The sequence below is a fragment of the Salinigranum rubrum genome, assembly GCF_002906575.1.
In the GTDB taxonomy this organism is placed as follows: domain Archaea; phylum Halobacteriota; class Halobacteria; order Halobacteriales; family Haloferacaceae; genus Salinigranum; species Salinigranum rubrum.
In genome coordinates, this window is record NZ_CP026309.1 from 3,302,542 (window position 1) to 3,315,506 (window position 12,965).

The 12,965-nt window shown below is 68.1% G+C and carries 13 protein-coding genes; 10 read left to right on the forward strand and 3 right to left on the reverse strand.

Annotated elements, in window-relative coordinates:
* The first annotated feature begins 2 nt into the window (after positions 1-2).
* A complete protein-coding gene (locus tag C2R22_RS16145; RefSeq protein ID WP_103426672.1) occupies positions 3-680 on the forward strand; it encodes a hypothetical protein in 678 nt (225 codons plus the stop codon).
* 53 nt (positions 681-733) lie between these two features.
* Positions 734-1,018, forward strand: a complete 285-nt coding sequence (locus C2R22_RS16150; RefSeq protein WP_103426673.1) for a ubiquitin-like small modifier protein 1 — start codon at positions 734-736, stop codon at positions 1,016-1,018.
* 18 nt (positions 1,019-1,036) lie between these two features.
* Here C2R22_RS16150 and C2R22_RS16155 read toward each other — a convergent pair whose 3' ends face one another.
* Positions 1,037-1,888 carry a cytochrome B gene (locus C2R22_RS16155; RefSeq protein ID WP_103426674.1) on the reverse strand — a complete coding sequence of 284 codons (852 nt, stop codon included), beginning with the start codon at positions 1,886-1,888 and terminating at the stop codon, positions 1,037-1,039.
* Between the two features lie 235 nt (positions 1,889-2,123).
* Between C2R22_RS16155 and ppc the strand changes: the two genes are divergently transcribed.
* Positions 2,124-4,814, forward strand: coding sequence for a phosphoenolpyruvate carboxylase (ppc, locus tag C2R22_RS16160; protein WP_103426675.1), 2,691 nt, complete (start codon positions 2,124-2,126; stop codon positions 4,812-4,814).
* A 599-nt stretch (positions 4,815-5,413) separates the two neighbouring features.
* Positions 5,414-6,337 carry a DMT family transporter gene (locus tag C2R22_RS16165; protein WP_103427711.1) on the forward strand — a complete coding sequence of 308 codons (924 nt, stop codon included), beginning with the start codon at positions 5,414-5,416 and terminating at the stop codon, positions 6,335-6,337.
* A 94-nt stretch (positions 6,338-6,431) separates the two neighbouring features.
* On the opposite strand, the gene C2R22_RS16170 is transcribed toward C2R22_RS16165, so the two are convergent.
* Both C2R22_RS16170 and C2R22_RS16175 read right to left on the reverse strand, forming a co-directional pair.
* On the reverse strand, positions 6,432-7,253 hold the full coding sequence (locus C2R22_RS16170; protein ID WP_103426676.1) for an aldo/keto reductase: 822 nt from the start codon (positions 7,251-7,253) through the stop codon (positions 6,432-6,434).
* Positions 7,254-7,345: 92 nt separating this feature from the next.
* On the reverse strand, positions 7,346-8,113 hold the full coding sequence (locus tag C2R22_RS16175; RefSeq protein WP_103427712.1) for a PHP domain-containing protein: 768 nt from the start codon (positions 8,111-8,113) through the stop codon (positions 7,346-7,348).
* 172 nt (positions 8,114-8,285) lie between these two features.
* Between C2R22_RS16175 and pyrG the strand changes: the two genes are divergently transcribed.
* From pyrG to C2R22_RS16205, 6 genes are all read left to right on the forward strand, one after another.
* Positions 8,286-9,944, forward strand: a complete 1,659-nt coding sequence (gene pyrG, locus C2R22_RS16180; RefSeq protein ID WP_103426677.1) for a glutamine hydrolyzing CTP synthase — start codon at positions 8,286-8,288, stop codon at positions 9,942-9,944.
* Positions 9,944-10,861 (forward strand): glutamine-hydrolyzing GMP synthase, encoded by a 918-nt coding sequence (guaA, locus tag C2R22_RS16185; protein WP_103426678.1) that lies wholly within the window; start codon positions 9,944-9,946, stop codon positions 10,859-10,861. Before pyrG ends, guaA begins: the two co-directional genes overlap by 1 nt.
* Positions 10,858-11,187, forward strand: coding sequence for a DUF7126 family protein (locus C2R22_RS16190; RefSeq protein ID WP_103426679.1), 330 nt, complete (start codon positions 10,858-10,860; stop codon positions 11,185-11,187). The genes guaA and C2R22_RS16190 overlap by 4 nt, the downstream gene beginning before the upstream one ends.
* A 68-nt stretch (positions 11,188-11,255) precedes the next feature.
* Complete coding sequence (locus C2R22_RS16195) at positions 11,256-11,705, forward strand: universal stress protein (protein WP_103426680.1); 450 nt, start codon at positions 11,256-11,258, stop codon at positions 11,703-11,705.
* 184 nt (positions 11,706-11,889) lie between these two features.
* Positions 11,890-12,354: a hypothetical protein gene (locus C2R22_RS16200; RefSeq protein WP_103426681.1), complete on the forward strand. Its 465-nt coding sequence runs from the start codon at positions 11,890-11,892 to the stop codon at positions 12,352-12,354.
* 274 nt (positions 12,355-12,628) lie between these two features.
* On the forward strand, positions 12,629-12,958 hold the full coding sequence (locus tag C2R22_RS16205) for a cupin domain-containing protein (protein WP_103427713.1): 330 nt from the start codon (positions 12,629-12,631) through the stop codon (positions 12,956-12,958).
* Positions 12,959-12,965 lie beyond the last annotated feature (7 nt).

Here is a 12,965-nt window from a genome sequence, read left to right on the forward strand (position 1 = left end):
CGATGTCTTCGCGTTCGGACCTGGTCCAGACGAACGACGACCAGCGACTCGCCACGGGAACAGAGCCCGCGACGGACTCACGCATCGGGAGGGTCGGCCGCTGGCTCTGGACCAGCGGGTACCAGGGGCTCGCGCAGGTGTTCCTGCTCTCGGCGCCGGTGCTGTGGCTGGCGTTTCGGTCACCACGGTCGGGTGAGACGGTCAAATCGACCGCGCTGGTGCTCGTCGTCGTGACGCCGCTCGTCGTCGGCGCGTTCCGGGAGGGCCTCCTCACGGCGGGGCGGCCGTGGCCGACCATCACGAGCGCCCGCCTCTCGTTCGCCGGCGGGTACTGGTCGATATTCAGGCGGGGCGTCCTCCTCAACCACACACTCGGCGTCGGCATCTACGCGGGGGGAGCCGTCGGGGTCCTCACGGGGTCGCTCGCGGCCGCCGTCGGCGTCGGCCTACCTCTCGTCCTCGTCGGCGTCGCGCTCGTCCCCTGGCTCACGCCCGAGACGCCGCGCGCGACGGCCGGCCGGGTCGGGTACGCCGTCGTCGCGCTGAGCCTCGCGTTCCTCGTCAGTGCTCCCCTGTCGGGCAATCCTCGCTTTCGGACCGCGCCCGCCGCGTTCGCCCTCCTCGCGCTCGTCTCGGTGGTCGACCTCCGTCCGTGGCGACTGCTCGACGAGCGCCGGTGAGTCCGGTCGCCCGGGACGCAACCCTCTTTTTCCACCGCGGCCCGAGAGTGGGTATGGAACTCGAGTGGAAGCTGTTCGCCGACCTGAAAGAGTACGCCGGCAGCAGTCGCGTGACCGTCGAAGTCGACGAGGACGCGACCGTCGGTGACGCGCTGTCGGCCCTGGTCACGGCGAACCCGGGGCTCGACGGGCGTGTGTTCGACGAGAACGGGACGGTGTACGACCACGTGAACGTCCTGCGAAACGGGGAGAACGTCGAGACGGCCGGCGACGGGCTCGAAACCGAACTCGAAGAAGCGGACGAACTGGCGTTGTTCCCGCCCGTGAGCGGGGGCTGAGCGGGAGAGACAGAGAGGTTATTCGTCGGGGCGCGGCAGCGCGGTGAACAGCGTCTGGACGACGGTAAAGGGGTCGTAGAGGGACTGGTGACACTGGCAGTAGACGTGGTTCGCGTTGCCGAACTTCGCGGCGTCGGCCGACTGCTTCCAGCCGGGGACACAGCAGAAGTGGGTGCACTTGTTGAGCCAGGCGAGGAACCCCTCCTGCGTCGCCGCCTCGAAGAAGCCGCCGACTTCGGGCGCCTTCTGCTCGACGACGGGGCTCTTGATGACCTGGATGGGCATCGTGTCCTCGGAGTCCTGCGACCGCCAGGTGCCGGTGGCGGGCTTGCCGATGCCGGGGTCCCCGATGCCGTTGCCCCACTCGCGGTAGTCGGAGAAGTCGTCGACGTGGAGCTTGTCGCCGGCGCTGTACGTCTCCTGTTGCCACGTGTAGGCGCCGGAGTCCGAGCGGAAGAAGTTGTCAGCCTCGGCCGACGGGGCGAGCTGTGGGTACGACTGGACGCCGCAGTACTGGAACCACTCCGAGGAGTACGCAACGCCGCTCCCGCGGAAGTTGTCGGTCTCGGCGACCTCGATTTCGACACCGTTCTGCGTCTCGGTCTGCACGTCGGGCCAGACGCCCTTGAGGTAGCCCTCGGAGTCGATCTCGACGGGGATGAGCGGCATGCCGCGCGGGGCGGGGCCGGCCGTGTTCTCGATGGCGTACGCCTGCGTCGGGCCGCCACCCGCACCGGGGGAGGTCGTCGCGGAGTTGACGGTCGCCGAGCCGGCGGCACCGACACCGGCGAGCGCGGCGCCGCCGACGACGCCTTTGACGAACCGGCGACGGCCGGACTCTGTGGGGTACTTGTCGTCGCTATCGCTCATATCGGAACCTTGGAGCCGCCGGTAAAAAGGGTGACGAAGTGCGTGACCAGGCGGCGTGACCCGACCGTCGTCCGGGAGAACCGCTCGGCCGAGCCGGGCAGCGCTTTCCGACCCGGCCGCGCTCACGAGCCCTACAGAGACCTCGATACGGTACGTACAGGTGTTACTCGCGAGCGAGGCAATTTTTCGACCGAAACTCGTGGGTTTTACACGGGGGACTACGTACCGGGCCGATATGGAACTGCACACCAGAGACGTCAGGCAGGACGTCCGGGAGCTTGGTGCGCTCCTCGGTGACGTTCTCGAAGACCAGTCGTCGACGGCGGCGTTCGAGACGGTCGAGGACCTCCGAACCTCGGCGATTGCCTACCGGGCCGGGGAGACGGAGTCGCGACAGTCGCTCCACGACGTCGTCGACCGACTCGACCCGGACAGCGAGAGCGCCGTCGCACGCGCGTTCACCACCTACTTCGAGCTGATCAACCTCGCAGAGGAGCGCGAACGGGTCCGCGCGAACCGCGAGGCGTCCCAGGCACGGACGCTCGAGGACAGTCTCGAAGAGACGGTCGAAGCGCTCTCGGAGGCCGACGCCGACACCGAGGACGTCCAGGCGATTCTCGACGACGTGCTCATCGAGCCGACGTTCACCGCTCACCCGACGGAGGCGCGCCGGAAGACGGTGAAGGCGAAGCTCCGTTCCATCGCGCAGGACCTCGAAGTCCTCGACGAACGGCGGATGACCGACAAGGAGGCCGACCAGCGCTGGAAGGAGGTCGACGCCGAGGTGACGAGCCTCTGGCAGACATCGCAGGTGCGGGACCGCCGGCCCGAACCGCAGGACGAGGCGCGGAACGTCCAGTGGTACCTCGAGAACATCCTCTTCGACGTCGTCGGCGAGGTGTACCAGGAGTTCGAGGACGTCGTCCACGAGGAGTACCCCGACGTGAGCGTCCCGAAACTGTTCGAGTTCCGGTCGTGGGCCGGCTCCGACAGGGACGGCAACCCGTTCGTCACGCCGGAGGTGACGACCGACACGCTCGAACGCCAGCGCGACGTCGTCATCGCGAAGTATCTCGACGCGCTGAAGCGCCTGTCGGGCGTGCTCAGCCAGGACGGCCGACGCGTCGACGTCGGCGACGCGCTCCGCGAGTCCATCGAAGCCGACCGGGAACGGCTACCGGTCGTCGGCGAGGAGGTCGAGGCGCGCTACCCCGACGAGCCGTACCGGCAGAAGCTGAAGCTGATGCGCGAACGGCTGCGACGCATCTCCGACGTCCGCCCCGACGGCTACACCGACCCCGCCGAACTCCTCGAAGACCTCGACGACATCCACGAGAGCCTCTGTGCGACCGGCGCCGAACAGGTCGCCGCGACGTACGTCGAGCCGCTCCGCCGGCAGGTCGACACGTTCGGCTTCACCCTCGCCAGTCTGGACCTCCGCGACCATCAGGAGAACCACACCGAGGCCGTGAGCGAGGCGTTCGCGGAGGTCGGCGTCGACTACGACGCGATGGACGAGGACGAACGGGTCGAGGTGCTGACCGAGGCCGTCCTCCAGAAGGAACGACTCGTCGACCTCGACGAACCGGGCGACGTGTCGGACACCGCCGAGCGCGTCCTCCGACGCTTTTCGAAGCTCGGCGACTGGCAGCGCGAGTACGGCGTCGGCGCCATCGACACGTACTGCATCTCGATGACCGAGGAACCCTCACACGTCCTCGAAGTGCTGTTCCTCGCCGACCAGGCCGGCGTCGTCTCCCTGCCCGACCACTGCGGGCTCGACATCGTCCCCCTGCTGGAGACCGAGAGCGCGCTCAACGGCGCGCGGCGCATCATGGGCACGCTGTTCGAGAACGAGGCGTACGAACAGGCCCTGGCCGCGAGAAACGACGTCCAGGAGATAATGCTGGGCTACTCGGACTCGAACAAGGAGAACGGCTTCCTGGCCGCGAACTGGGACCTCTACAAGAACCAGCGTCGGTTGGCCTCGATCACGGAGGACTTCGGCGTGACGATGCGGCTGTTCCACGGCCGCGGCGGTTCGATTTCGCGGGGTGGCGGCCCGATGAACCGCGCGATGCTCGCGTTGCCGAACGAGACGGTCACCGGCCAGATCAAGTTTACCGAGCAGGGCGAGGCCATCGCCGAGAAGTACGCCAACCCTCGAATCGCGGAGCGCAACCTCGAACAGATGCTTAACGCGCAGGTGCGTGCGCGACGCAACGCCATCCGCCAACCCGAGGAGGAGGTGCCCGAGGAGTGGGCCGACGCGATGGACACGATGGCGGCCGCCGCGCGCGAGGAGTACCGCGCGCTGCTCGAATCGGAGGGGTTCGTCTCCTACTTCGAGCAGGCCACGCCCATCACGGTCATCGAGGATCTCAACCTCGGCTCCCGCCCCGCGTCGCGGTCCGGAGAGCGGACGGTCGAAGACCTCCGCGCCATCCCGTGGGTGTTCTCGTGGACGCAGTCACGGTGTATCCTCCCCGGCTGGTACGCGCTGGCGTCCGGCATCGAGGCGTACCTCGAAGAGGGTGACGTCGAGACGCTCAAGGAGATGTACGACGAGTGGCCGTTCTTCCGGACGACGCTCGACCGTGCGACCCTCTCGCTGGCGCGGACGGACGTCGAGATCGCCGCGGAGTACGCCGACCTCGCCGATTCGGAGCTTCGGGAGTCGTTCTTCCCGCGCCTCTCCGACGAGTACGACCGCGCCGTCGACCACGCGCTCACCATCTGTGGACGCGACTCGCTCCTCCAGCGCGAGTGGCTCGAAGAGAGCCTCTCGCGGCGGAACCCCTACGTCGACCCGCTGAACTTCCTCCAGACGCACCTGCTGGCGCAGACGCACCGCACGCCCGAGGAGGAACAGACTCTCCGACTCACCGTGAAGGGCATCGCCGCCGGCATGAAGAACACGGGCTGACTCCCACTCCAGGGACGAACCGTTCACGCCCGTCGGACGTTCGTCGACCGAACCGCGCCGAGTCCGAACACCGAAGCGGAGGCGAGGACGACTCTCGAATCTGACACTCGTGAGGAACGCGACGCGGCGCGGCCGCTCGGTGGGAACAAACGAGAAGACGCCGAGGCGACGCCCGTCGTCAGCGGTTGTGGACGTCGTAATCGTGTCCGCACTCGGGACAGGTGTGCCGAGCGAGGCGGTACTCCTGTTTCAACCGACGGCGAACCCCACCAATGCGTCCGTTTTCGGTCGTCGGTGCCTCAATCCCTTGCCCACAGTACGGGCAAGCCACCATGGCAGTCCCCATGTCTACCGTGTTGAATTATATTACCCATATAATTTTTGATTATTCACTCTGACTGTCTTTATCACGGGGGTAAACAGGTAATAATTACGGTTATGTGACGAGAATCTTTGTTCGGTCGGTGTCGACCCGACGGCGACCGGGGCTGGTCACACGCGAGGAAGTCGGCGGGGACCGACACGGCCGCGCCGGGAACGACACGAACACGACGAGAACGACAGGGCTAACCGACGCCGGGTCGACCTCTCGAACCCCGATGCGTCGCCGTCCCCACCTCCTGTTCGTCGTCGCCGCGCTCGCGTTCGGGACGGCGTTCGTCGGCATCAAGGCCGGCGTGGCGACGCTCCCGCCCGTCCTGTTCGCCGCGCTCCGGTTCGACCTCGGTGCGGTGCTTCTCCTCGCCGTGGTCTTCCTGCGACGGGGTGTCGGCGCGTCGCTGCCGCGGACTCGGGGGGACCTCCTCGGCGTCGGCGTCGCCGGCGTCTTCCTCGTCACGCTCAACGGCGTGTTGCTCTTCGTCGGTCAGCAGTTCACGACGAGCGCCGCCGCGGCCGTCATCTACGGCGTCGTCCCGCTGGCGACGGCGCCGTTCGCCGTCGTCGTCCTCCGGGAGCGCCTCTCGCCCGTCGGACTTCTGGGGCTCGTCGTGGGGTTCGCCGGTCTGGTCGTCGTCGTCCAGCCGTCTCGTGGGGTGCTCGATGGCTCGGGCGTCGGCGAGGCGCTCGTCGTCGTCGCGGCGCTCTCCGTCGCCCTCGGGAGCGTCCTCCTCAGACGGCTCCGCCCGACGGTCTCGTCGCTCGCGCTGACCGCGTGGGCGATGGTCGTCGGCGCCGTCTGTTCGCACGCGGTGAGCCTCGCGCTGGGCGAACCGCTCGACGTGACCTGGACGCCCGTCGCCGTCGCCGCCGTCGTCTGGCTCGGAACCGTCTCGACCGGCTTCGCGTTCCCGGCGTACTTCGCGCTCATCCGGGAGGCCGGGCCGGTGAGGGCGAACCTCGTCGCCTACGTGGTTCCCATCGTCGCCGCCGTCTCCGGCGCGCTCGTCCTCGGGGAGTCCATCGCCGTGACGACCGCCGTGGGCTTCCTCGTCGTGCTCTGTGGGTTCGCGTTGCTCGAACACGAGGCGCTCCGGCGGGACGTGCGGGAGGCGCTGGACCGGGACCGGACGGCAGACCGATGAGACCGGTCGTCCGATAAGACCGGATAAGACCGGTCGTCCGATAAGACCGGATAAGACCGGTCGTCCGATAAGACCGGATAAGACCGGTCGTGGATCAGGCCGCGTTCCACGGCGCCGACGGGAAGTCGACGATCCGCTCCTCTCGACCGGCGAGGCCGTCGATTCGCTCGACCTCCTCGCTCGACAGGTCGAGGTCCATCGCCGCGAGGTTGTCGCGGATGTGCTCGGGCGAGGCCGCCTTCGGGATGGGGACGACGTTCTCCTTCGACGCGAGCCACGCCAGCGACACCTGCGCCGCGGTGGCGTCGTGGGCTTCGGCGACCTCCTGGAGGACGGGCACGTCCGCGACCTGGTTGCGGGCGATGGGGCAGTACGCGACGAGGTAGTGGTCGTGTTCCTTAGCCAACTGGTGCAGGTCGCGCTGCTGGAGCAGCGGGTGCATCTCGACCTGGTGGGCGAACAGGTCGCGGTCGAGGCGCTCGATGGCCTCCTCCAACTGGGAGGGCAGGAAGTTCGAGAGACCGACCTCGCGAACGACGCCGTCGTCGACGAGGTCGTCGAGGGCGGGGAGCGTCTCCTCGGGGTCGTACGCGTCGGTCGGCCAGTGGACGTACAGCAGGTCGATGGCGTCGAGACCGAGACGGTCGCGGCTCTCGCGCGCGGTCGAGACGGCGTCGTCGTAGCCGGTGTTGTCGGTGTCGAGTTTCGTGGCGACGACCACGTCGTCGCGGCCGACCTCGCCCGCATCGAAGGCGTTCGCCAGCCCTTCGCCGACGAACGACTCGTTGTCGTACATCTGAGCGGTGTCGACGTGGCGGTAGCCGACGTCGAGGGCGGTCTCCACGGCGGAGGCGCACTCGTCGCGGTCTGTCATCCGGTACGTGCCGAGGCCGATATCGGGGAGTTCGAGGGACATCTGTGGGCGTCTCGGGGGACGGTTTCGAGGGAGTCAAACCCACTGGTTTCCAGCCGCGAGGCCGCGCGGGGGCCGACCGGGACGGAGGTCGGTCACACCACGCGAACCGGGTCGATACCGTACTCGTCGGCCACTCGCTCCAGTTCTCGCGCCCGCGGCGCTAGCTCCTCGGGGGCGTGCGAGTCGGTCCCGAGGGTCAACTCGACGCCGTGGTCGAGGAGCACCTCCAGAAACTCGGCGGTGGGGTGAACGTCGCCGTAGTCGTCGAGGACGCGCCCGGCGTTGATTTCGGGTATCGTCGACGAGTCGCGGAACGCCGCCGCGAGTCGGACGTAGTCGTCGCGGGAGAGCAGGCCCCGAAAGGCGGGGTTGCGTTCGAGCAGGTCGGGGTGGGCCGCGACGTCGAACAGTTCCGACTCGGCGAGCGCGACGAGTTCGTCGACGTAGCGCGCGGCGAAGTCGCGGCGCTCCGCCTCGGACTTGCGGCCGAAGTAGCTCTCGAAGTGGACGTTGACGCCGTCGAGGTAGTGGACGCTCCCGATAGTGTAGTCGAAGGCGGCCTCGTCGAGGAACCGTTCGATTACGGATTCGTCGCGGGGGTCGTAGTCCATCTCGATCGCGTCGTAGAGCGGGAGGTCGAACCGCTCGCGGAAGGCGTCGAGCGCCTCCCGGCGGCGCTCGTACGTCCGGTCGAGGTTGTACCCCATCCGCGCGCGGGTGTGCTGAGCCTCCTCGCGGTCGGAGACGGTGCAGTGGTCGGCGAAGCCGACGGCGTCGAACCCCGCTTCCTCGGCGGCGCGAGCCATCGACCAGAGGAACCGGCCGTCGGAGTAGTTCGAGTGGACGTGGTAGTCGGCGATTGGCACGCCCGGAAGTAGCGACGGGAGGGTGGAGAACCTGTCGGCGACGTCCGCAGGCACTGGACGTTCGTCCATCGTGTCGTGTCAGTTCGAGACATTATGCGGCTCGTGAGCCGATGACACCCGTGGTCCCCTCCGAAACGATTTTCAGGAGTGGTTGCGGATGGTCGGTATGCCGAAGGAACCCGAAACAGGGTACGACCCGACGCTGGGTCGGAAGTTCGTTTTCGTGACGGGGGGTGTGATGTCCGGGCTCGGAAAGGGGATAACCGCCGCGAGCACCGGGAGACTGCTCGCCAACGCCGGTTTCGACGTCACCGCCGTGAAGGTCGACCCGTACCTCAACGTCGACGCGGGGACGATGAACCCCTACGAGCACGGGGAGGTCTACGTGTTGAAAGACGGCGGCGAGGTCGACCTCGACCTGGGTAACTACGAGCGCTTTTTGGGCGTGGACATGACCTCGGATCACAACGTCACGACCGGAAAAGTGTACAAACACGTCATCGAGCGCGAACGCGCCGGCGACTACCTGGGGAAGACGGTCCAGATCATCCCCCACATCACCGACGACATCAAGCGCCGCATCCGCGAGGCCGCCGAGGGGTCGGACGTCTGCATCGTCGAGGTCGGGGGGACCGTCGGCGACATCGAGGGGATGCCGTTCCTCGAAGCGCTCCGGCAGTTCGCCAGCGAGGAGAGCGACGAGGACCTGCTGTTCATGCACGTCACGCTCGTCCCCGACTCGAAGAACGGCGAGCAGAAGACCAAGCCGACCCAGCACTCGGTGAAGGAACTCCGCTCCATCGGCCTGCACCCGGACGTCATCGTCGGCCGGAACGAGCGGAGACTCGACGCCGACACGAAGGAGAAGATCGCGCTGTTCTGCGACATCCCGACCGAGGCGGTGTTCTCGAACCCCGACGTCGACGACATCTACCACGTCCCGCTGATGGTCGAGGACGAGGGCCTCGACGAGTACGTCATGGAGCGACTGGCGCTCGCCGGGGAGGCGCTCCCACACGCCGAGCGCGACAACCGCTGGCGCGAACTCGTCACGCGAGCCAGAGCGGAGGACGAACCGGTCGAGATTGCGCTCGTCGGCAAGTACGGGCTCGAAGACGCGTACATGAGCATTCACGAGTCGCTGAAACACGCCGGCATCGAACTCGGCGTCGAGGTCGACGTCAACTGGGTCGACGCCGAGAAGATGCGCGAGAACCACCGCGAACGCCTCCGGGCGGCCGACGGCGTCATCGTCCCCGGCGGGTTCGGCGTCCGCGGAACCGACGGGAAGGTCGAGGCGGTCCGTCACGCCCGCGAGAACGGCGTCCCGTTCCTCGGACTGTGTCTGGGCTTCCAGATGGCCGTCGTCGAACACGCGCGAAACGTCCTCGGGTTGGCGGGCGCGAACTCGGCGGAACTCGACCCCGGCACCCCTCATCCGGTCATCGACATCCTCCCCGAACAGAAGGAACTCGACGACATGGGCGGGACGATGCGGCTGGGCGCCCACGAGACGGAGATCGAACCGGGCACGCTCGCGGCAGAACTGTACGGCGACTCCTGCGTCGAGCGGCACCGCCACCGGTACGAGGTCAACCCCGAGTACATCGGACGGCTCGAGTCCGAGGGGCTCGTCTTCTCGGGGACCGCGGGACCGCGGATGGAGATCCTCGAACGCGACGACCACCCGTTCTTCTTCGGGACGCAGTTCCACCCCGAGTTCCGCTCGCGGCCGGACCGGGCGTCGCCGGCGTTCGTGGGCTTTCTCGACGCGGCCATCGACGAACGCGACGCGAAGGCCGAGAGCGAGGAGGTGACCGCCTGATGGTCGACGCCGAGGCGTTCATCGAGGAGGCGGTCGCCGAGATCAGAGACGAGGTTGGAGACGCCCACGCCGTCATCGCCCTCTCGGGCGGCGTCGACTCCTCCGTGGCGGCGACACTGGCGTACGAGGCGCTCGGCGAGAACCTCACCCCGGTGTACGTCGACACCGGCCTGATGCGGAAGGGCGAGACCGACCAGATACGGGAGACGTTCGCGTTCATGGAGTCCCTGGAGGTCGTCGAGGCTCAGGAGCGGTTCCTCGACGCCCTCTCGGGCGTGACGGACCCCGAGGAGAAGCGCCACGTCATCGGCGAGCAGTTCATCCGCGAGTTCGAGACGGTGGCGAAAGAGAGCGACGCCGACTACCTCGTGCAGGGGACCATCTACCCCGACCGCATCGAGAGCGAGGGCAACATCAAATCCCACCACAACGTCGGCGGACTCCCCGATGTCGTCGACTTCGAGGGCATCGTCGAACCCGTCCGCGACCTCTACAAGGACGAGGTGCGCGACGTGGCCCGCGAACTGGGGTTAGAGGAGATCATCTCCGAGCGAATGCCGTTCCCGGGTCCCGGGTTGGCGGTCCGGGTCATCGGAGAGATCACGGCCGAGAAACTCGAAGTCGCCCGCGAGTCGTGTCACATCGTCGAGGACGAGGTCGAAGCCCACGAACCGTGGCAGGCGTTCGCCGCCGTCATCGGCAAGGCCACCGGTGTGAAAGGCGACAACCGCGTCCACGGCTGGGTCGTCTCCGTGCGCTCGGTCGAGTCGCGCGACGGGATGACCGCGCGGGCGCAGGAACTCCCGTGGGAGACGCTCCAGCGCATCCAGTCGCGGATAACGGGGACGCTCCCCAACGTCGCCCGCGTCGTCTACGACGTCACACACAAACCGCCGGCGACCATCGAGTACGAATGAGCGCAGGAGTGACAGTCGTCATCGCGGGTGCGGACGACGAAGGGGTCGCGGCGGCGCTCGAAGCCGCCGGGGCCGAGGTGCGCAGAGTCGACGGCGTCGCGACGCAGCGGTCGCTCGCGGCGGTGGATATCGCCGACGCGGACGTGCTCCTCCTCACAGATATGGACGACGCGACGGCCATCTCGGTGGCGAAGGACGCGAACCCCGACGTGCGCGTGGTGACGTACGCCACCGATTCGCTCCCGGAGTTCGCCCGCGCGCAGGCCGACCTTGCGCTCGACCCCGCGCTGTTCAGCCCGGAACTCGTCGCCGACGAACTGGTGTAACGCAGGGACCCGGCAGGGTTCGCGGCCATCGGGTAGTTTCTTGCGGCGCGTCGTCGAACACCGACCCGATGACACTTCTCGTCCCGTTCGACGACTCGCCCCTCTCGCGTGCGGCGCTGAAGCGCGCGAGCGAGTTCGCGGCGTTCATGGACACCGAGGTGGTGGCGCTGACCGTCATCCCCGACGACACCGACTACGCGACGGAGCGTGGCTGGCTCACCGAACAGACGCCCTCGACCGTCGAGGCCATCGCCGCCCGCCTCGAAGAGAAGGCGCACGGGATCGCGCCGAACGCCCGCTTCCGCTACGAAACCCTCGACGGCGACGACGACCCCGTGGCGACGACGACGCTCGACGTCGTCCGGAAGGTCCGCCAGGTCGCCCACGAGGAAGAAGCAGAGATCCTGTTCGTCGGGAGCGAGAACGCGGGCCGGGTCACCAGTCCGCTCTCCAGCGTCGGCAACCCCCTCTCGGAGGACGCCGCGTACGACATCCACATCGTCCGTCACGCCGACTGAGTCGGAGGGACGCGCGCGAGCGGGTCGCCTCCGGGGACCCCGACGACACCATCCGACGGGCACGAAGTCGACGCTTTGCCCGAGTTAATCGGCGTTAATTCGCGTTAATCGGCGCCGAGAGCGCCCCAACTCGGGTTTCCTTCCGGCCGGGTTGAAACCCCTCCGACCCACAGGACCGGGTGCGATGAACGCGAAGCGAACCGTCGCCGTCGCGCTGGCCGCACTCCTCGTATCGACGGGTGTGGTCGCCGCGACACCCGCTGGACAGGCAAGCAGCCACGCGAACGAAGCGGCCGCGGAGGCGGGCACCGACGCTGAAGTCGGAGCGGACGCCGAGAGAGCGAGTGAACGCGCTGACTCCGGCGCGGGTCAGGGCGCGAACGCGACCGCCGCAACCAGTGCGGCATCCGACGCCCGGGGCGAACGCGGTCCGCCCGAACGCCTCCCCGCGCAGGTGCCCGGCCACGTGAGCGAGATTCACGACACCGTCGACTCGTTCCTGTCGGGCGACCTGGCGGGGAGCCTCGGCGAGGCGCTCTCGGGCGTTCTCGGTGCAGACGGCGAATCGGCCGACAGCAGCGAGAACGCCGACGCGACTGCCGAGGTGGGAGCGAGGACGACTGCGACACCCACGACCACCCCGGCCTGACGCGGTCGACCGCCACGACACGCGGGGCACAGCGCCGCCAACGTCCATCTACATCCGCGCCGCATCCACACCCGCGCCGACGACTCGGCCCTCCCGGCCACCCGTTCGCCGTACGGCCCGCCCAGCGTGGTCTACCTATCTGGGGAGAGGAGTGACACCACGCTCGGGCGACCGACGGACGTCCCCCGTCGACGGACGGCGAACGGGCCGGACAGAGCGCCGAGTCGACGGGGAGGACCCGTACGCTTTTTTCCGCGTCCCCGAGGGAGGAGTCGTGACGCTCGACAGACTCGACCTCGACGACCTCACGCCCGGGGAGGGCGAGGTCCAGACCGCGGAACTGGTGGTGACCGACGACGTGCTCGTGAAGGCGTTCGCGCTCGGCCCCGGCGCGACGCTCGAACCGCACGAACACGGCGACAGCACGAACGTCTTTCACGTCCTCGACGGGGAAGTGACCGTCATCCAGGGCGACGAGGAAGAACGGGTGTCGGCGCCCGGCGTCGTGCTCCACGAGCGCGGCGTCTCCCACGGCGCGCGCAACGATGGCGACAGCGTCGTCGTGTTCACCGCCAGCCTCTGCCCGCTGCCGGGGTCGGGGTAGCGTTCGG

Excerpts from the sequence above, each read along its gene's own strand:
- C2R22_RS16195 (WP_103426680.1), top strand. The coding sequence starts at position 11,256 with ATGACACTTCTCGTCCCGTTCGACGACTCGCCCCTCTCGCGTGCGGCG.
- C2R22_RS16145 (WP_103426672.1), top strand. The coding sequence starts at position 3 with ATGTCTTCGCGTTCGGACCTGGTCCAGACGAACGACGACCAGCGACTC.
- C2R22_RS16150 (WP_103426673.1), top strand. The coding sequence starts at position 734 with ATGGAACTCGAGTGGAAGCTGTTCGCCGACCTGAAAGAGTACGCCGGC.
- pyrG (WP_103426677.1), top strand. The coding sequence starts at position 8,286 with ATGCCGAAGGAACCCGAAACAGGGTACGACCCGACGCTGGGTCGGAAG.
- C2R22_RS16170 (WP_103426676.1), bottom strand. The coding sequence starts at position 7,253 with ATGTCCCTCGAACTCCCCGATATCGGCCTCGGCACGTACCGGATGACA.
- C2R22_RS16200 (WP_103426681.1), top strand. The coding sequence starts at position 11,890 with ATGAACGCGAAGCGAACCGTCGCCGTCGCGCTGGCCGCACTCCTCGTA.
- C2R22_RS16190 (WP_103426679.1), top strand. The coding sequence starts at position 10,858 with ATGAGCGCAGGAGTGACAGTCGTCATCGCGGGTGCGGACGACGAAGGG.
- C2R22_RS16165 (WP_103427711.1), top strand. The coding sequence starts at position 5,414 with ATGCGTCGCCGTCCCCACCTCCTGTTCGTCGTCGCCGCGCTCGCGTTC.
- ppc (WP_103426675.1), top strand. The coding sequence starts at position 2,124 with ATGGAACTGCACACCAGAGACGTCAGGCAGGACGTCCGGGAGCTTGGT.
- C2R22_RS16155 (WP_103426674.1), bottom strand. The coding sequence starts at position 1,888 with ATGAGCGATAGCGACGACAAGTACCCCACAGAGTCCGGCCGTCGCCGG.
- guaA (WP_103426678.1), top strand. The coding sequence starts at position 9,944 with ATGGTCGACGCCGAGGCGTTCATCGAGGAGGCGGTCGCCGAGATCAGA.